The sequence below is a fragment of the Collinsella sp. SGI.180 genome (genome assembly GCF_050313455.1).
GTDB lineage: Bacteria > Actinomycetota > Coriobacteriia > Coriobacteriales > Coriobacteriaceae > Collinsella.
The window spans coordinates 1-19,039 of record NZ_JBNPLL010000007.1; the positions used below are offsets into that span (position 1 = coordinate 1).

The window sequence follows — 19,039 nt, forward strand, 5'->3', positions numbered from 1 at the left end:
AGTAGACACACATTTTGTCCTATAAGCCGAAAAATCCCCACCGTTCGGTGCAAAGAGGACGTGCTACTTTGCGTCGATAAGAAAAGGGCCGTGCACCCAATTGGATGCACGGCCCTTTTGCCATGAATGCGAGCGATTCCTCGGCGAGCTATTTACTCAGCAGCCTCGGTGGTCTCGGCCTCGGCAGCGGCCTCCTCGACGGGAGCCTCTGCGGGAGCCTCGGCGGCCTGCTTGGCAGCCTCCTCGGCAAACTTAGCGGCACGCTTGGCCTTCTCGGCAGCCTTAGCCTCAGCGGCGGCCTTGCGAGCGGCCTCGGCCTCAGCAGCCTTGGCGGCCTTGGCAGCCTTGGCCTCCTCGGCCTTCTTGAGCTGGGCGGCAGCGGCGCCACCGAACTTGTCGGCGAAGCGCTGGACGCGTCCACCGGTGTCGACGAACTTCTGCTGGCCGGTGTAGAACGGGTGGCACTCGTTGCAAAGCTCGACCCTCATCTCGGACACGGTAGCGTGCGTCTTGAAGGTGTTGCCGCAGGAGCACGTCACCGTGCACTCGACATACTGGGGATGGATACCCTGCTTCATGGTAGGACTCCTTATTGGTCAGGCGCTGGTTACCGATCAGCGCATAAGGCGTCTTGGTTTCCGACCAAGACAACAAACTCGGCTATGTTACCACGGCGTCGAGCGTCCCACAAAAGGTTCACGGTCTTTACGCCGGAGCGCACAGGCGAATCTGCCCGATCGCGGCGCCAACAGAGCCGCCCGAGCTGTCCAGGGTGCCAAAAAAACACCCTGCGAGACAAGCGCTCCATGTTGCAGACGTGTAACGCCGCAGCAAAGGCGCCCCTTTTTGCACAGGACAGGTACAATGATGAACACTGTACCGTAGCGGAGCGCCGCCGCGCGCCGCCAACACGCGAAAGGGTTTCCCATGGCCGAGATCTCGTCCTCCCGTATCGTCATCACCGTCCTTGGCAAGAACCGCCCCGGCATTGTCGCCGGCGTCACCCGCGTCCTGGGCGAAGCCAATGTCGACATCCGCGACATTACGCAGTCCATTATCGAGGACATCTTCACCATGACCATGCTGGCCGACACCGCCGAGTCCAAGCTCGACTTCGCCGAGCTGCAGAAGGCCCTGGCCGAGGCCGGCGAGCTTTCGGGCGTCAACGTGTCCATCCAGCGCGAGGACGTCTTTAACTTTATGTACCGCCTGTAGCGAACAGGCTGCGTGACGACGGCCCAACGTGCGCCCAGGCGCAACGTCGCCACATAGCCCGGAGAGGAGCGCGCATGGCCTACGACGCCAAGAAAATCTATTACCGCTTCGACGACCACCTGAGCCGCCTGGTCCTGGACTACGAGGCCAGCCGCCAGATTGCGCCCGAAAGCGAAAATTTGTATTACGGCATGCCCACCGAGCCTTATGACGAGGGCCTGTTTGTCGAGCACAATGTTAAGCGCGGTCTTCGCAATGCCGACGGATCGGGCGTGGTCGCGGGCCTCACCCGTATCTCGGACGTGCACGGCTACAACAAGGTCGACGGCCAGGTCGTGCCCGACAAGGGTCGACTCACGCTGCGTGGTTACAACATCGAGGACCTCGTCAACAATGCCCAGGCTGAGAACCGCTACGGCTACGAAGAAGTCGCCTACCTGCTCATCACGGGCTCTCTGCCCACCAAGGAAGAGCTTGACGGTTTTTGCGAACGCCTGGGTGCTTTTAGGCACCTGAGCGACGAATACGTCCGTGTGTTCCCCATGACCACGGTATCCTCGAGCATCATGAACGTGCTTCAGCGCGCCGTGTTGCTGCTCTATGCCTTCGATGCCGAGCCCGATGCAATCACACCCGAGCACGAGATCGACGTTGCCATTTCCATGCTGGCACGCCTGCCTCGCATCGCCGCCTTTGCGCACATGGCATCGATCGCAAAGTGCCACGGTTCGGAGATGCACGTGCCGCACCCCACGCCCGGTCTCTCCACCGCCGAGACCATTCTGCAGGTCCTGCGCGGCGGCATGGCGTTCACCCGCGACGAGGCCATGCTGCTCGACGTGATGCTCATGCTCCACGCCGAGCACGGCGGCGGCAACAACTCCACCTTCGCCTGCCGCGTGCTGTCTTCTTCGGCCACCGACCCGTATTCCGCCTACGCCGCGGCTATCGGCTCGCTCAAGGGCCCGCGTCACGGCGGTGCCAACGCCAAGGTCGTATCCATGCACGAGGACATTCGCGCGCATGTTTCCAACTGGGAAGACGATGACGAGGTCGCTGCATATCTGAGCAAGATTCTCGACAAGCAGGCCTTTGACGGCACGGGGCTCATCTACGGCATGGGTCACGCCGTCTACACGCTCAGCGACCCGCGCGCCGAGGTCTGCCGCCACTACGCACGTTCGCTCGCCGCCAAGAAAGATCTGGGCGAGGAATTCGCGCTGATCGAGCGCATCGAGCGCCTGGCGCCCCAGGTCATGCGCGACCACGGCATGACCAAGCCTATCTGCGCCAATATTGACCTGTACACGGGCTTTATCTACAAGATGCTCGGCGTACCCGAGACGCTCTTTACGCCGATGTTCGCCGTGGCCCGCATGGCAGGCTGGTCGGCACACCGCATGGAAGAGCTCTTCTGCGCACACCGTATTATTCGCCCGGCATACCGTCCGGTAATCGAGCCACTGGAGTACAAGCCACTCGCCGACCGTTAGGACGCGCACCGTTATAGAACACGAGCGTGGCCAGGGTATCACCGCCCTCGGCCACGCTTTTTATGCCAGCAGAAAGGGCTGTATCGAATGATTGTTTTTTCCGATATGGATGGAACACTGTTGACGAGTGACAAGCAGATGAGCGACGCCACCTGGGCGATGCTCGACGAGCTCGCACGTCGCGGCATTGAGTTTGTACCGTGCACGGGGCGTCCGCTGTCGGGCGTCTTTGAGGACATCCTCGCCCATCCTGCCGTGCACTACGCGGTCTGCGCCAATGGTGCTAGCGTCTGGCAGCTCGACGAGGATGTGCCCACCGATGCCTCACGCGCCACGTGCATATTGAGCCGACCGCTCGACCGCGCCATCGCCCACCGCGTCCATAGCATTGCCGCTGGCCACGATGTGACCTTCGATATCTTCGCGGATGGGCAGTGCTTCCTCCCCCGCTCGCTCTACACGCGCCTGGACGAATTCTGCGGCGGAGATCCTCACATCGCGGCTTCGCTCAAGCGCACGCGAACGCCGATCGACATGGATATCGACAGCAAGATCGACGAGGTCGAGGTGCTCGAACGCATCGCCATGTACTGGCACGACCCGGCCGATCGCGACGCCATCGCGGCTGAGCTCGACACGCTCGGAGGCATTGAGGTCACGCGTTCGTACGCCATGAATATCGAGGTCATGGGCGAGGGCGCCACCAAGGGAACGGCCCTCACGTGGCTATGCGAGCACCTGGGCGAGCCTCTCGCCGACGCCTGGGCGTTCGGCGACAACATCAACGACATCCCCATGCTGCAGGCAGCGGGCCACGGTACGGCGATGATCAATGCCGAGCCCGAGGACCGCGAAGCCGCCGGCGCCATCACCGAATACGACAACGACCACGACGGCGTCGCCCGCGCCATCATGGCCGCCCTCGCCTAGCAACAGCAACCCGGCAGGGTAGCTAATTTGGGACGGGGCTTTTTTAGCTACCCTGGTCACAGTAGTCGTTGGGGGCACTCTTCGCGGGGCGCTGCAAGGACTGTCCCCATCTGCCGAATTAGGCGAGACTCTCCAGCACGCGACGGAGCTCCTGCTGGACGGCGTGGTCGCGGTTGCACCCCACCACGCGATCGGCGACTGCCTTGAGCGCGGGGCGCGCGTTTTCCATCGCGCAGCCCGTGCCGACAAAGCGAATGATCTCGTAGTCGTTCATCGAGTCGCCAAACGCCATGACCTCGTCGCGTTCGACGCCATAGTGCTCCATGAGCTGTGCGATGCCCGAGGCCTTCGACACACCGGGCTGCATGGCATCGATCCACGCGTTGCCCGAAGGCGCAAAGGTAAAGAACTGGCCGAGCTCGCGCTGCAGTACGTAAGCGCTGTCCATAACGGCACCATCATCGCAAAAGATACTCGCCTTGATGATATTTACGCTGGGATCGGGCAGCTCCCAAATGCGCTCGGCATTGGGAAGGTCCTTATCCACCTCGCGCACGAACTTACTCTCGTCATCGAGCAAGAAGGACTTGGTTCGGTCAAAGAGCGCAAGATGCAGATTGGGAAACGTCGCGACGGCCTGGGCTAGCTTTCGAATCGCCAGGTGCGAATACACCTCACGGCCTACCATTTTGCCGTCGGCGTAGACCTGGGCACCGTTAGCTGCGACAAAGTCCATTTTGTCGCGAACGGGCGCAAAGAACTCGCACAGGCGATCGTAGCGGCGGCCTGACGATGCGGCAAAATGCACGCCATGCTCGCGTAGCGCCAAAATCAGTTCGTAGGTCTCGGGAGGCACCTGGCCATTTTCGTCAAGCAGTGTGCCGTCCATATCGGATGCAATCAGCTTAAACATAGAAAAGCTCCCTTCGGGCTTGCTGGAATCGAACGTGTATCCGATTCCAACGTACCCAAAGGGAGCTCAAATAAGACCCCGCAGTCATAAACGTTACATAGACCTGGCAAATAGCTCACGCGCGCCAGAGAGCCCACGGTCGCGGCGTCAGGCGACACGCCAAAGAGTGTCCCCAGCGACTAGTCGTTTAAGAACGTCCCCAATGATTAGTCGGCGTAGGTGAAGGTCGTGACGTCGAACATGCCCTCGGGGCGGATGCGGAGCGTCGGGATGACCGGCAGGGGCAGGAAGATGATGCCCATGATGGGGTCGAGCGGCGGCTCAATACCCATGGTGCGCGCCTTGACCATAAAGTCGTCGTGCTGCGCTGCGACATCCTCGGCCGTGCCCTCGCTCATCAGGCCACCGAGCGCCAGCGGAATGCGCGCCACGACCTCGCCGTTGCGCACCAGCACGTGACCGCCCTGGCCCACGGCCTCAACAGCAGCCATCATATCGGCGGCGTTGTCGCCCACCACGCACACGTTGTGCGAGTCGTGGCCGATCGTGGAGGCAATGGCACCACCGGTGATGGTGAAACCGCGCACCCAGCCGCGACCGATATGCTTGCCGACCAGGCCCAGGCCAGCGGGGCCGTCGCCGTCGACGCCCTCGGCTTGCAGCGACACGCCGCGGCCATGGCGCTCAATCAGCATAATGCGGCGCAGGCCCTCGGCGCTCTCGGGGCGAGCCATACCCGTGATGGCCTTACCCGGCACCACGTCAATCACAGCCTCGCCCGGCTTAAAGGCATAGTCGAAAACGTCGAGCGAAAGCTTCGGCAGCTTAACAGAGGCGCGCAGCTCGTCGGCAAGGGCTGCAACCTCAGCCATCTCGGGTGCGATCTCGCCCACAAAGGCGCCATCCTGCGCCACCAGAGCACCGGCGGCATATACGCGATGCGGGGCCGTGGCAAACGTCAGATCGTTGAGCACCAGCAGGTCGGCACGCTTACCCGGAGCGATGGCGCCGCGGAGCTCATGCGGATCGCGGCAACCGTGGTCCAGACCAAAGGCCTCGGCCGTGGAAAGGGACGCCATGGAGATGGCGACCACCGGGTCGATGCCGGCCTCGATGGCCACGCGGCAGGCGTTGTCGATCATGCCGGTCGAAAGCGCGTCGGAGGGGGCGCGGTCGTCGGTCGCAAAGCAGCAGCGGCGAGCACGGGCGGGGTTTTCCAGCAGCATAGGCGACAGGTTGGCAAGGTCATGGCTGCAGGTGCCCTCGCGCAGCATGACATACATGCCGCGGGATAGCTTGTCGAGCGCTTCCTCGGGAATCGTCGACTCGTGGTCGGCGATAATACCCGCCGCGGCATAGGCGTTGAGATCCTTGCCGGCAACAAGCGGAGCATGACCGTCAACCTGCTTGGACGGTGTCTGGTTGGCAGCATCGATGCGAGCGCAGGTCTCGGGGTCGGCCATAAAGACACCCGGCAGGTTCATCATTTCGCCCAGGCCAAAGACGTCGCCCGGATGCTCGGCAAAAAACGCCTGCATATCGGCAGCAGTGATGACGGCACCGGCCTGCTCGTCGGGCAGTGCGGGCACGCACGAAGGCATCATGTACTTGATGGAGATGGGCGCGCGACAACCGTCCTCGATCATAAAGCGCAGGCCGTCTAGGCCGGAAACGTTAGCAATCTCGTGGCTGTCGGCAATAGCGGTGGTGGTACCACGCGTCGCCGCCATGCGCGCATACTCGGCAGGGCGGATGTTCGAAGACTCGATATGCAAGTGTCCGTCAATAAAACCGGGTGCGAGATAGCGACCCTGACAGTCGATGACCTCAGCTGCCTCGTACGTACCAGCAGCTTCATCTCGACCATCGTAGAGAACACCGACGATCACGCCGTCCTTGACGGCGACGCTACCGGGCGCCACGCGCTGACCGTACACATCAACGATCTGTGCGTTGGCAAACAGCGTGTCGACGGGCACGCGGCCCTCGGCGGCATCGATCACAGACCTCATGACCTCAACGGACATACATACTCCTTTAACCGTAGAAAAAAGCTGCGGAGCGGACAGACCTTCACCGCAGCAAGCCAATAGCCATTGTATTCCCAAACGATGGGCCAGCAATACGCCCCTCTGCTTAACGGCACACACCACTTGGCGCAATGGGGACAGGCTGCTTTGCACCAAAAAGAAACGTCCCTAAGTGCCAACCGGGACAACGCCGTAGGTGGAGGACGGACAGCGAGCGGACTCCAGAGCGAACAAATTGGCATGAAAAGAGGACGGCATAGACCTTCTGGTCATGCCGTCCTCTTTGAATGACAAGTTGTCGCTCTGGTGCCCGCGCAGCGTCGACCGGTCCGCCGTTCGTTAGAACGGCGGAACTGAGGGCAGCGTCAAGCTGTTACGCGGTTTGGTAAAACCGCGTAACTAAATAAGCTTAAAGCCCTTGCGCTTGCCCACGGAGAGGGTGTCGCCCAGCTTGAGGGCACTGGGGTCGATGTTGTAGCTCTTGGGAGCCACGGCCTTGCCGTTGATCTTGACACCGCCGCCATCGATGTCGCGACGAGCCTGGCCGGCGCTGGCCGAAAGACCCAGGTCCTTGAGCAGGCCGGCAAGGTAAATCTGGCCCTCGTCGTTTACGGTCAGCTCAATATGCTTCTCGGGGAAGTCGGCGAGCTGGCCCTCCTTGAACACGTGGTCGAACTCGGCCTGAGCCTCGTCGCCGGCACCGGCGCCGTGGTAGGTGTCGCACAGGTCGCGGCCCAGAGCGCGCTTGAGCTCATAGGGATCGGCAGAGCCATCGGCCAGGGCAGCGTCGATCTTGTCGACCTCGGCCGGGGTGAGCGAGCTCGCCAGGCGGTAGTACTTGCCGATCATCTCGTCGGGGATGGACATGGTCTTGCCGAACATATCCTTGGGCGCGTCGGTCAGACCGATGTAGTTGCCATAGGACTTGGACATCTTACGGACGCCATCGGTGCCCTCGAGCAGCGGCATGGTGAGCGCGATCTGCGGCTCCATGCCCATCTTCTCCATGAGCTCACGGCCGGCGAGCAGGTTGAAAAGCTGGTCGGTGCCGCCCATCTCCACGTCAGCCTTGATCATGACCGAATCGTATGCTTGCATCACGGGATACAGGAACTCGTGCAGGGCGATCGGCGTCTGGGACTGATAGCGCTTGGTAAAGTCATCGCGCTCAAGAATGCGGGCGACGGTGAACTTGGAGCACACCTGCAGCAGACCGGCCAGGTCCATCGACAAGATCCAGTCGCCGTTGTGCACGATGGTGGTCTTCTCGGGGTCCAAGATCTTCATGGCCTGGCTCACGTAAGTCTCGGCGTTGGCCTCGATCTGCTCCTGAGAAAGCTGCGGGCGGGTGGAGTTCTTGCCCGAAGGATCGCCGATCAGCGCGGTACCGTTGCCGATGATCAGGGTGACGTTGTGGCCCAGGTCCTGGAACTGGCGCATCTTGCGCAGGGGCACGGCGTGGCCCAGGTGCAGGTCGGGGCTGGTGGGATCGACGCCGAGCTTGATGTTGAGGGGCTCACCCTTCTCAAGCTTCTTACGAAGGTCGGCCTCGGGGACGATCTTCGCGGCGCCCGAGGTGATGATACGCATTTGCTCGTCAACAGACAGCATTGGGTATCCTCCTTTTGCTATAGCACCCTCGCCGAAAACGGCGGTGCTGGAAGTCCATAAACTCTCATATGATAACAAACTGACGCGACGCGGCACCTACGACAGGAAAATCCTCGTCCTGCCGCATGCGTCGATGGCAACTGGCAGACGTGTACCGTCACGATCGACCAGATAGCGCGTCTGCCGGCGACGCAAGCAGTCGCGGCAACAGGCCTGTCCCGTCGCATCGGTGGCACAGATGCCCTCGGCGGTCAGCAGGCAGTGCTCGCACACCATGAGCTCGGGACGATCGGTATCGACGGGGCCCAGGACGCCAGGACAGGCGGCAAGCTCGGCAACGCGTTTCGCATCGTGAGCGACAAGTTCGGCAGGCAAAAACACGCGCTGCGCCCCAAGCCCCCGCAACCAGGCGAGCGTTGCCCGGTTCGCACAGAACACCGGCGCTGCCACGTCAAAGACGACGCGCAGTTCGCGAGCTATCGCCACTTGTCCCAGATTACGACAGACGATGCGGCCGGCGCGCTGCATGAGCGACCGAGTCCGCTCGATATCGCCCACACGGCAGACCTCGTCGAGCACAACAGTCGCATCGGACAGGTCGAGCTCTTCGTTCGGGTCCTGGTCCATCAGCTGCCAGGCAAAGACCAAGCGAGCGGCGACAGACTCTGCAGGTTCTTCCGGCTGCGTTCCGCTATCCATCAGAACGCCCGCAAACGGCAGCGTCTCGACAGCGCGTTTCGCAAGCGCGACCGCATCGGCCTCGGCCCGCATGCGCTCCAGTGCCGCCGCCGTTTGCTCAAGCACACCAGCGCTGCGAATCAGATACACTTCGCAGCCTGCGTCGACCTTGCGCTTGCAATGGACAACGATGCGCTCCCCCGCCTCGGCATCCACCGGGCAGGGAACTTGCGGCCAGCGTTTAGGTACATCGGGACGCGCGTCGGCGCCCGGGTAAAACCTGATCTCGAGCGTATCGCCCGCCGCCACGGCGGCATCGAGCTCGACGGTCACTTCCTCGTGTCCCACGGCAACCAAACGGCCCACACGCACGCCCTGGTTGATCGCGCGTTCAAAACTCATAAGCTCCGCGCCCGAGCGGCCTCGCAGATACGCGTCGGTAAACCCGCGGTTAAACGACCTTCCCAGCTCACGTTCGAGCGCCCGCACGGCATCGGGATCCCACGCGCCATCACGCAGCATATCGAGCGCCCGGCGCCACGCCCGCACCACGTTGTAGACGTAGTCGGGGTTCTTCATACGCCCCTCGATCTTGAGCGACGCCACCCCGGCAGCAACAAGCTCGGGTAAATGAGCAATGCCCAGATAGTCACGCGGGCAGAGCAGACGATCGCCTTCGACGGCAACGACGCCCTCCCCAGCCTCATCCACCAAATCGTATGCCAGGCGGCACGGCTGCGTGCAGTCGCCACGCATCGCCGACCGTCCGCGCCGCAGGGCCGAAAACTCGCACGCGCCCGAATAGCCAATGCATATGGCGCCATGGCAGAACACCTCGATGGGCACACCGGTAGCGCAGAGCGTCGCAATCTCTGCCACGGTCAGCTCACGCGCCGTCGTCACGCGCTCGACCCCCAGCTCGTCAGCCGCCAAACGCACGGCCCCCTTGCTATGGACGCCCGCTTGGGTGGACAGATGAATCTCGACCCCCGGAATTGCCGCATGCAGCGCGCGGGCTAGGCCCGCATCTGCCACGATCAGTGCATCGGCGCCCAGCGCATGCGCATGTGCCCCCAGTGCCACAGCTTCGGACAGCTCGTCGTCGAACACGAATACGTTGAGCGTCACGTACACGCGCACACCATGGGCGTGCGCCACGGCACACCCGCGCGCAAATTCGTCATCACTAAACCCGTGCGCACTCACGCGGGCGTTAAATCCGCTCAACCCGGCATAAATGGCATCGGCACCTGCCGCGATCGCGGCGAGCATCTGATTGAGCCCGCCAGCCGGAGCCAACAGCTCGGGCAGTGCCAGACCCGATGTTGGCGTCCCATTCCCGCATTGTCTGCTAGGCTCCGTCGCCCAAATCGCCATCGGCAAACTCCTTACCAAGGTATGCAATCACTCTGTTAATTGCCGTCAACCAGCATACACGAGGCTTCGCGCGGCTCGATTGGTTTATCGTGTAATAACTTATGTCCATCCTGCCCGACGCATACCCGCCGCCTGGCACGACATACTTGGAGGTCAACATATGGGTCCTCGCCAACGACAGGGACACGGTCGCTCTAAGACGCACGCTCTGCCCGTCATCCTGCTTTCGCTTTTGGGCTTTTTGCTCATCGCGGGCGTAGCATTTGGCATCGGCATGATCGGCAACGTCAACCGCTGGCTGTCCGACCTGCCCGACTACACCGACGCCAACGCCTATCTGGTCAGCGAGCCTACCGAGATTGTTGACTGCAACGGCAACAAGATCGCCAGCTTCTATACCCAAAACCGCAAGTCCATCACCAAGGACCAGGTCTCCCCGTACGTCCTGCAGGGCACGATCGACGTCGAGGACGAGCGTTTCTACGAGCACGGCGGCATCGACCTCTTGGGCATCGCGCGTGCCTCGGTGGCAACCCTTGCCGGCGGCCACGAAGGAGCCTCGACCATCACCCAGCAGCTGGTGCGCAACACCATCCTGCAGGAGGAGCAGTTCGACTCGACCATCGAGCGTAAGGTGCGCGAGGCCTATATCGCCATCAAGATGGAGGACATGTACTCCAAAGACGAGATCCTCATGATGTACCTCAACACCATTTACTATGGCCACGGCGCCTATGGCATCGAGGCCGCCGCCGAGACCTACCTCTCCAAGAGTGCTTCCGACCTCACCCTGAGCGAGGCCGCGCTGCTCATCGGTCTGCCCAACTCGCCTTCACAGTACGACCCCACGGTCAATCCCGACCTGGCGCTTTCCCGCCGCAATAAGGTGCTCGACAACATGCTGCGCCTGGGCCACATCACGCAGGAAGAGCACGATGCCGCGCAGGCTGAGCCCATCACCCTCAACGTGACCGAGATCTCGGGCAGCGGCGTCGACGTATACTCACAGCCCTACTTTGTCTCCTACGTCAAGCAGCTGCTCGAGCAGGAGTTCTCCACCGACGTACTCTTTAAGGGTGGCCTGACTGTTAAGACCACCATCGACCCCACCATGCAGCAGGTGGCCGAGGAGGCTGTGCGCGCCCAGCTCGACACGCTTTCGCTCGATGGCCTGGACATGGGCATGGTTGTCGTTGACCCCAAGACCGGCTACATCAAGTGCATGGTGGGCGGCTACGACTACAACGCCGACGAGAATCACGTGAACCACGCTACGGCAAAGCGCCCCGTGGGCTCCACGTTTAAGGCCTTTACGCTGGCAACTGCCATCCAAAACGGCATGAACCCCAACGTCATTCTCAACTGCAACTCGCCACTCAAGGCCAAGGGCACCACGACCGAGGTGCAAAACTATGGCAACCAGAGCTATGGCAACATCACGCTTAAGCAGGCAACGGCATACTCATCCAACACCGGCTATATTCAGGTGGCCGAAGCCATCGGCAATGACAAGATCATGTCGCTCGTCAAAAAGCTCGGCATCGATCCCGCCAAGGACAATATCGAGGACGTTCCCGTCATGACGCTCGGCACCGGGTCCATCTCACCGCTCGAGATGGCATCGGCCTACGCCGCTTTTGCCAACGGCGGCTATTATCGCCAGCCGATCGCCATCACCGAGATCGACTCGCGTACCGGCTCGGTTCTGTACCAGCACACCGACAATCCCACGCGGGTGCTCACCGAAGGTGAGGCTGCCGCGGTTACCGACGTTCTATCCGGCGTCATGCAGGGCAGCGGCACGGGTGCCGCCGGCGCGCTGAGCGTCAACCAGCCCTATGCCGGCAAGACGGGCACCACTGACAACACCACCAACCTGTGGTTCTGCGGCTACACGCCGCAACTGGCATGCGCCCTGTGGACCGGTTATTCCGCAGGCGAGATTCCCATCCAAAAGTACGGTTCGGACCTGCTGGGCGACAGCACCAACCTGCCCGTCTTTAAGAAGTTCATGAACACCGTTCTTGCGGGCGCCGAGCGCGAGGAGTTCCCGACCGGAACGGCTCCCACGTACAAGAACAATAACGTCTGGAAGTTCTACGGCACAAACAACAAGAAGAAGGAAGAGGACGAGGATAAGGACGAAGACGAGGAAGAAGAGACGGAGACCACCGGCGGGAGCGGCAACGAGGGCGGCAACACCGGCGGCGAAGGCGATGGCGGCAGTACCACCCCTACTCCCGACCCCAGCCCCAGCCCCGATCCCAGCCCCAGCCCCGACCCTGGCCCGACCCCCGATCCCAGCCCTAGCCCGACCCCCGATCCCTCCACAGGTCAGTAGATAGCAAAGCGCCCGAGCAGCTCAAATGCTCGGGCGCTTTTTGCTGGGACATACATGGCATATCGCGCGCAATCGAGATGCCACGATAGCACCGTCACAAATAGGGCGTCGGCTCAAAACCGACGCCCCTGTATTTCCACCGTCTTAGCTGGCGTTGTATACGCGCGTAAAGCTATTTACGCGCGGCGCTGAGCTTGTTAATCAGCGCTTCGAGGCGTTCGCCATCCTCGGCAGTCTGAGCGATAACCAAAATCGTGTCATTGCCGGCAAGCGATCCGAGCACATCGGGCAGCTCGGCCGCATCGACAGCCGCGGCAATGCCCGAGGCGGTGCCGGGCTGAGCCTTAATCATAACCAGGTTGTCGGTGCGCAACACACCGGTAACCAGCTCGGAGACCATGCGCTGCAGGTGCAGGTCCTCAGCCAGAACATAGATGCCCTCGGGCAGTTTGCGCAGCCCCATATCGGCGATGTCACGCGAAACCGTCGCCTGCGTGCAATCAAAGCCCATGGCGCGGAGTTCGTCCACCAGCACGCGCTGCGTACGCACGTCTTTATTGCGCACGATATCTCTGATGGCATCCTGGCGCCCGTTGCGTTTTTTAGCCATATAAAACCTCACTCCATAGATGGCGAAGACAATCTATCAGTGATTGAATAGTTTAGCGCTATTTGAGGCTATTTGTGAATAAGAACGCATTTCGAAACAATTCTATGCAAATTATTTGCGAATATGACACAGCTAGGCTATCCTTGCGCCCGTTCTGTTCAAAAAAGCAGCCAGATGCGCATACATAACGCAGCGCATAGGCTTAACGTTGGCAATCGGCCCAAACAAAAGCCCAAGGCCTCGGCGCTCTCCCTTAAGGGCCACCGCCATCTGGCGGGTCCGCACGTCGTTGAGCATATCACGCAATCGTGCCGTGCGCTCAATTGAAGACACCCCATGGGGGCTCAGGCACAAATTCTCGATACAAGCAACCAAGCGGCCATAGTAAAACCGTTGGCAGGCCAGCTTTAGATGGTTATCGTCATCTATTGCGTCAAATGGCACGCAAAGCTCTTCAAGCGCCTTGGCGTCGTCGGAAAGTCGCGAGAACATGGTGGGGTCGAATGAATCCGCAACCGATGGCGCGGCCGTATGGAAACAAGCTTCGGCGCACCCAAATACGCGTTCCGCATGCGAAAGGGCAGGCGCCAAAAAGGCGATCGCACGATACGACTCGGCATGCTGCAGAGACAACTCAAACAGGGAGCGTTCATACATCACGCCGGAATGTTGACAAACCAGACCGCTCTCGACCAGCTTGGCCAGGCCTAAAGCCCGGTCTCCATCGTCGGCAAGGGCAATGGATTGCGCGTCCAACATACGAGAATGGCGTTCCCGATGCGTATCGTAGCGATCGAGCGACACCGAGGGAAATACGATATCTGCCGAGGTCTCACAAGCGACATCGAGCATTGCCAAAAACGCGTGCGGCGCAAACCACTCATCGGCGCTCATTGCGATAATGTGGGCCCCGCGCGAAGCGGCAAAACCCTCGCGAAGGCAAGCTCCGCTCGACGGATCGTCAACGTCTATCAAATCGATGTGAATATCTCTGCCCGCGGCAACATCGAGCGAATGACGAACGCCCGGCGCAGCGTTGCGACATGCAACGACAATCTGCATATCGTAGAGGTCTTGGTTTTGGACGCTTTCGAGTGCGCGCATCGCGTAGCTGGGCGAACCCTCCACAACAAGGATCACCGAAAGTCGCGGAAGCGAGCCACGTCGAAGCAAGTTATCCATCCTCTCGACAGCAATAATCAACTGCCGTTCATGGTACACCCCGGCAATAAACGCAATGAGTCGCCTGATGCGCTGCACGCCAAGAACAGATGTTGCACACGGCTCGCCCACACGAGCAGCATACTTAGATGGCTCTCGCTTCTCCCCTATTCGAGCGCGACGAGCTCGCCGGGGTCATAATCTACGCCCATAAAGGTAAGGCCGCACGCCGGCGCCGTGGGACCCGCAGCAGTACGATCGCAAGCGTCAATCACCTCGCGCATCCACTCGGGATCGCGGCGATGCATGCCGATCTCGACGAGCGTTCCCACGATGGTGCGCACCATCGAATGCAAAAACGCATTGCCCTCGATGGTAAACGTGAGGATATCCTCGCCAAAGGCGACCTCGTGGCCAAACTCGGCACGCATCACGCAACGATGCGTTGGCTTGCCCACGGCAGAAGCGACCTTACAAAAGCTCTTAAAGTCCTGTTCGCCCAAAAGCGCTGGGCAGGCGGCTGCCATCGCATCCACGTCCAAAGGATAACGATGCCACCATACCGCACCACGCGATAGCACCGGACGCGCATCGCGATCGGCAATGCGGTAGGTATAGGTCCGAGAACGTGCGTCAAAACGCGCAGAAAAGCCCTTACGGGCCTTGTAGACCTCATTAACGGCGATATCTTTGGGCAGCAGCGCATCCATAGCTCGCAGCCACCTGCGGCGCGTTAAAGCGAGCTCTGCGTCCGTAACGGGCACGCTGATGTATTGGGCCACCGCATGCACCCCTGCATCGGTGCGCCCGGCACACGTCAAATCGACTGAGCGGCGCAAGAGCGTCTCTATGGCAAGACGCAGCTCTCCGGCAACCGTCGTCTGCCCTGGCTGCTCGGCAAATCCGCTATAGGACGAGCCGTCATAGGCAACACGAAACACCAACGTGGCATCGAGCTCTGGAGTCAAATTGAAATCAGACGGCGCGGTCATGGGCGCTCCCAACAAACAAACAACGATATCGCGACAAAAAAAGAGGGGTACGCGAACGTACCCCTCGAATATAGCCTATGCAGACGAATTGTCTACTCAGCGGTCTCCTCAGCAGGAGCCTCCTCGGCAGCGGTCTCCTCGACAGCCTCGACCTTCTTGGGAGCAGCGGCCTTCTTGGGGGCCGGAGCAGCCTTCTTGGCCTTGGGCGTGCAAGGCTCGGTGACGAGCTCCATGATAACGATGGGAGCGTTGTCGCCCTTACGGGTACCGAGCTTCATGATGCGGGTGTAACCGCCGTTGCGATCCTGCCACATGCCCTGAGCAGCCTTGTCGAAGATCTCGGCAACGAGCTGCTTATCGCCGAGCTTGGCGATAGCCAGACGACGAGAGTGCAGGTCGCCCTTCTTGGCCCAGGTGATGATCGGCTCGACAACCGAACGCAGCGCCTTAGCGCGGGTCTCGGTGGTCTTGATGCGGTCGTTCTCGAAGAGGGCCTTGGCCAGGCTCTTCTTCATGGCCTTGGTGTGGCTCGCATCGGTGCCGAGCTTCAGGCCCTTCTTAACGTTGTGACGCATGGTCTAGTTTCTCCTCAAATATGCGAAGCATTAAGCCTTCAGGCTCAGGCCCATGGACTCAAGCTTGTCCTTCACTTCCTCGATCGACTTAACACCGAAGTTGCGGATGTTCAGAAGATCGTTCTCCGAGAACTCAACGAGCTGACGGACCGAGTGAATGCTGGCACGCTTAAGGCAGTTGTAGGAACGGACAGAAAGGTCCAGATCCTCGATCTGCTTGTCCAGCTCGGCGTTGTCGTTGGTGACCTCGGGAGCGAAGATCGAAACCTCCTCCTCGACCTCGGGGGTCTCGGCAAGGTTCATAAAGGCAGCCATATGCTGGTTGATGATATTGGCAGCCTGGACCACGGCGTCGCGCGGGGCGATGGAGCCGTTGGTCTCGATCTCGAGGACAAGGCGGTCGTAGTCGGTGTGCTGACCGACACGGCAAGCCTCAACGAGCTTGGCGCAACGGGATACCGGCGAGTACAGCGAGTCGACGTGGATCACACCGATGGGATCGTTGTCGCGCTTGTTGGCCTCGCCAGAGACATAGCCGCGGCCATAGCCGATGCGCATGCTCATGGTGAGATGGCCACCCTCGGTGAGCGTAGCGATGTGCTGCTCGGGGTTGACCAACTCAAACTCGGACGGAATAAAGAAGTCCGCACCGGTGACCTCGCAGGGGCCGTCAACCGAGATGGTGGCGGTCGCCTCGTCGGTCGTGCCGAGAGCCCTGAAGACAAGACCCTTGACATTCAGGACGATGTCAGTGACATCCTCGACCATGTTAGGGATGGTCATGAACTCGTGCTGCGCACCATCGATCTGAATAGCCTCGACGGCGGCACCCTCGAGCGAGGACAGAAGAACGCGACGCAGGGAGTTGCCCAGCGTATCACCGTAACCGCGCTCGAGCGGCTCGACGGAGACACGAGCAGACGTCTCGTTGATCTCTTCGACCTGAACCTGAGGCCTAATGAATTCTGACATGTATTACCTCCAGCCTCAGCAGCCCGGATGGACTACTTAGAGTAGAGCTCGACGATGAGCTGCTCGTTGATATCACCGCTGATCTGCTCACGCGTCGGCAGAGCGAGCACGTTACCAGACAGCTTCTCGATATCGACCTCAAGCCAGCCAGGGACCTCAAAGCGCTCGGAGGAAATCAGAGCCTCCTTGATGGGGAGGAGGTCACGGAACTTCTCGCCGACAGCGACGACGTCGCCGGCCTTGACGCGGTAGGACGGGATGTCCACGCGCTTGCCGTTCACGGTGAAGTGACCGTGGCGGACGGACTGACGAGCCTCTTTACGGGTGCGAGCGAAGCCAAGACGGAAAACAACGTTGTCGAGGCGAGACTCAAGGATGATCATGAGGTTCTCACCGGTGACGCCGTTCATCTTACGGGCCTTGTTGAAGTAGCCGTGGAACTGCTTCTCCAGAACGCCATAGATGAACTTGACCTTCTGCTTCTCGCGCAGCTGCATGCCGTACTCAGATTCCTTGCGACGGCGCTTGGGCTGACGGATAGATTCCTTCTTGCTGCTGTAACCGAGCTCAGCGGGATCGATCCCGAGCTGACGGCAGCGCTTAAGAACAGGAGTCCTGTCGATTGCCATATTGATACGATCCTTTCAGTTACACGCGGCGACGCTTCTTGGGGCGGCAGCCGTTGTGCGGGATGGGGGTCTTGTCCTGAATGCTCGAGACCTCGAGGCCAGCAGCCTGGAGGGAGCGGATGGCGGTCTCACGACCGGAGCCGGGGCCCTTGACGAAGACGGAAACCTTCTTCATACCGTGCTCCATGGCCTGCTTGGCAGCAGCCTCGGCAGCCATCTGGGCAGCGAACGGCGTGGACTTACGGGAGCCCTTGAAGCCCACCTGGCCAGCCGACTTCCAGGAAATGACGTTGCCCTGGGGATCGGTGATCGAAACGATCGTGTTATTGAACGTAGAACGGATGTGAGCCTGGCCCACGGAAATGTTCTTACGGTCCGCGCGCTTCAGACGGGCAGCGCGAACGTTCTTCTTAGCAGTAGCCATCTATCTAGCGCTCCTTATTTCTTCTTCTTAGCACCGATCTGACGCTTCGGGCCCTTGCGGGTACGAGCGTTAGTGTGGGTGCGCTGGCCGCGGACCGGGAGGCCCTTGCGGTGACGAAGGCCGCGGTTGCAGCCGATGTCCATAAGGCGCTTGACGTTCTGGTTGCGCTCACGGCGGAGGTCGCCCTCAACCATGATCTGGTTCTTGTCGATATACTCGCGGATGGCGTTAACCTCATCCTCGGTGAGGTCCTTAACGCGCGTATCCACGTTAACGTTGCACTCGACGCAAATCTTCGTCGCAGTGGTGCGGCCGATGCCGTAAATGTAGGTCAGACCGATCTCAACGCGCTTCTCACGCGGGAGGTCGACACCATTAATACGGGCCAACGTAGTCTCCTCTCTTAACCCTGACGCTGCTTATGACGGGGGTTCTCGCAAATGACGAGGACCTTGCCATGGCGCCTAATGATTTTGCACTTATCGCACATCTTCTTGACCGAAGGACGTACCTTCATCGTTCTTCCTTTCGGTAGCGCTCAAACTACTTCCCTACTATCTACTCGCCCAGCCGCAGGCGTTTAAAACTATGGCTGGTCTTCACACACAATCCGACCGTAGGTTGAGCTAAGCCTGCAGTCGGAAATAGAGTGCGTGTATGCGTGCCGCTATTTGTAGCGATAGGTGATGCGGCCGCGGGTCAGGTCGTACGGGGAAAGCTCCACGACAACCCTGTCACCGGGGAGAATACGGATGTAATTCATTCGAATCTTGCCAGAAATGTTGCACAGAACCGAATGACCGTTCTCGAGCTCGACCTTAAACATGGCATTAGGCAACGGTTCCTTTACCGTACCCTCGAGCTCAATTGCGTCTTCCTTCTTCACAAGCAATCATCTTTCTCTAGAAAACGACAGCGATTGAGTATTCTACAACACGTATACACGCATCGTAATAACTTCGTAATGGCTCCACAACTACGTGGAACTTGTTACATTTGAAATGTAAAACAAAGCCGTTCCCTGATGCCCAAGATCGCCTTGAAATGAGAAGGCATAGACCTTGGGGTCATGCCTTCGAAATTGAAAG

19 protein-coding genes are annotated in these 19,039 nt (G+C 60.3%); 4 read left to right on the forward strand and 15 right to left on the reverse strand.

The genetic code is table 11. From position 1 onward, the window contains the following. Positions 1-152 precede the first annotated feature (152 nt). Positions 153-578, reverse strand: coding sequence for a 50S ribosomal protein L31 (gene rpmE / locus ACQRAP_RS04245; RefSeq protein WP_154516018.1), 426 nt, complete (start codon positions 576-578; stop codon positions 153-155). A 349-nt stretch (positions 579-927) separates the two neighbouring features. Between rpmE and ACQRAP_RS04250 the strand changes: the two genes are divergently transcribed. From ACQRAP_RS04250 to ACQRAP_RS04260, 3 genes are all read left to right on the forward strand, one after another. Further along, positions 928-1,215: an ACT domain-containing protein gene (locus tag ACQRAP_RS04250; protein ID WP_006235289.1), complete on the forward strand. Its 288-nt coding sequence runs from the start codon at positions 928-930 to the stop codon at positions 1,213-1,215. Between the two features lie 74 nt (positions 1,216-1,289). After that, positions 1,290-2,708 (forward strand): citrate synthase, encoded by a 1,419-nt coding sequence (locus ACQRAP_RS04255; protein WP_427794981.1) that lies wholly within the window; start codon positions 1,290-1,292, stop codon positions 2,706-2,708. An 87-nt stretch (positions 2,709-2,795) separates the two neighbouring features. Continuing rightward, entirely contained in the window at positions 2,796-3,638 is an 843-nt protein-coding gene (locus tag ACQRAP_RS04260) for a Cof-type HAD-IIB family hydrolase (RefSeq protein WP_427794982.1), read from the forward strand. Between the two features lie 118 nt (positions 3,639-3,756). Here ACQRAP_RS04260 and ACQRAP_RS04265 read toward each other — a convergent pair whose 3' ends face one another. The 4 genes from ACQRAP_RS04265 to ACQRAP_RS04280 form a co-directional block, all read right to left on the reverse strand. Next, positions 3,757-4,551 carry a Cof-type HAD-IIB family hydrolase gene (locus ACQRAP_RS04265; protein WP_427794984.1) on the reverse strand — a complete coding sequence of 265 codons (795 nt, stop codon included), beginning with the start codon at positions 4,549-4,551 and terminating at the stop codon, positions 3,757-3,759. 206 nt (positions 4,552-4,757) lie between these two features. Then, the gene (locus ACQRAP_RS04270) at positions 4,758-6,578 is read right to left on the reverse strand and encodes an adenine deaminase (RefSeq protein ID WP_427794985.1); all 1,821 of its coding nucleotides are present in this window, start codon (positions 6,576-6,578) and stop codon (positions 4,758-4,760) included. Between the two features lie 402 nt (positions 6,579-6,980). After that, entirely contained in the window at positions 6,981-8,192 is a 1,212-nt protein-coding gene (gene tyrS, locus ACQRAP_RS04275) for a tyrosine--tRNA ligase (RefSeq protein WP_427794987.1), read from the reverse strand. 96 nt (positions 8,193-8,288) lie between these two features. Beyond that, a complete protein-coding gene (locus ACQRAP_RS04280; protein WP_427794988.1) occupies positions 8,289-10,247 on the reverse strand; it encodes a U32 family peptidase in 1,959 nt (652 codons plus the stop codon). A 160-nt stretch (positions 10,248-10,407) separates the two neighbouring features. Between ACQRAP_RS04280 and ACQRAP_RS04285 the strand changes: the two genes are divergently transcribed. Beyond that, positions 10,408-12,588 (forward strand): transglycosylase domain-containing protein, encoded by a 2,181-nt coding sequence (locus tag ACQRAP_RS04285; protein ID WP_427794989.1) that lies wholly within the window; start codon positions 10,408-10,410, stop codon positions 12,586-12,588. Between the two features lie 172 nt (positions 12,589-12,760). On the opposite strand, the gene ACQRAP_RS04290 is transcribed toward ACQRAP_RS04285, so the two are convergent. The 10 genes from ACQRAP_RS04290 to infA all read right to left on the reverse strand — a co-directional run bounded on the left by ACQRAP_RS04290 (position 12,761) and on the right by infA (position 18,837). Continuing rightward, positions 12,761-13,198, reverse strand: a complete 438-nt coding sequence (locus tag ACQRAP_RS04290; RefSeq protein ID WP_154516043.1) for an arginine repressor — start codon at positions 13,196-13,198, stop codon at positions 12,761-12,763. A 132-nt stretch (positions 13,199-13,330) separates the two neighbouring features. Next, entirely contained in the window at positions 13,331-14,491 is a 1,161-nt protein-coding gene (locus ACQRAP_RS04295; RefSeq protein WP_427727171.1) for a glycosyltransferase, read from the reverse strand. A gap of 35 nt (positions 14,492-14,526) precedes the next feature. After that, entirely contained in the window at positions 14,527-15,351 is an 825-nt protein-coding gene (truA, locus tag ACQRAP_RS04300; RefSeq protein WP_427747848.1) for a tRNA pseudouridine(38-40) synthase TruA, read from the reverse strand. A gap of 92 nt (positions 15,352-15,443) precedes the next feature. Beyond that, a complete protein-coding gene (rplQ, locus tag ACQRAP_RS04305) occupies positions 15,444-15,926 on the reverse strand; it encodes a 50S ribosomal protein L17 (RefSeq protein ID WP_427727167.1) in 483 nt (160 codons plus the stop codon). 30 nt (positions 15,927-15,956) lie between these two features. Continuing rightward, complete coding sequence (locus ACQRAP_RS04310; RefSeq protein ID WP_154516055.1) at positions 15,957-16,898, reverse strand: DNA-directed RNA polymerase subunit alpha; 942 nt, start codon at positions 16,896-16,898, stop codon at positions 15,957-15,959. A 32-nt stretch (positions 16,899-16,930) separates the two neighbouring features. Beyond that, positions 16,931-17,527: a 30S ribosomal protein S4 gene (gene rpsD, locus ACQRAP_RS04315; RefSeq protein ID WP_006235275.1), complete on the reverse strand. Its 597-nt coding sequence runs from the start codon at positions 17,525-17,527 to the stop codon at positions 16,931-16,933. Positions 17,528-17,546: 19 nt separating this feature from the next. Then, a complete protein-coding gene (rpsK, locus tag ACQRAP_RS04320) occupies positions 17,547-17,951 on the reverse strand; it encodes a 30S ribosomal protein S11 (RefSeq protein WP_006235274.1) in 405 nt (134 codons plus the stop codon). Between the two features lie 14 nt (positions 17,952-17,965). After that, positions 17,966-18,340 (reverse strand): 30S ribosomal protein S13, encoded by a 375-nt coding sequence (gene rpsM, locus ACQRAP_RS04325; protein ID WP_154516058.1) that lies wholly within the window; start codon positions 18,338-18,340, stop codon positions 17,966-17,968. Between the two features lie 14 nt (positions 18,341-18,354). Beyond that, on the reverse strand, positions 18,355-18,468 hold the full coding sequence (gene rpmJ / locus ACQRAP_RS04330; protein WP_006363204.1) for a 50S ribosomal protein L36: 114 nt from the start codon (positions 18,466-18,468) through the stop codon (positions 18,355-18,357). 150 nt (positions 18,469-18,618) lie between these two features. Continuing rightward, positions 18,619-18,837 (reverse strand): translation initiation factor IF-1, encoded by a 219-nt coding sequence (gene infA / locus ACQRAP_RS04335; RefSeq protein WP_035137443.1) that lies wholly within the window; start codon positions 18,835-18,837, stop codon positions 18,619-18,621. Positions 18,838-19,039 lie beyond the last annotated feature (202 nt).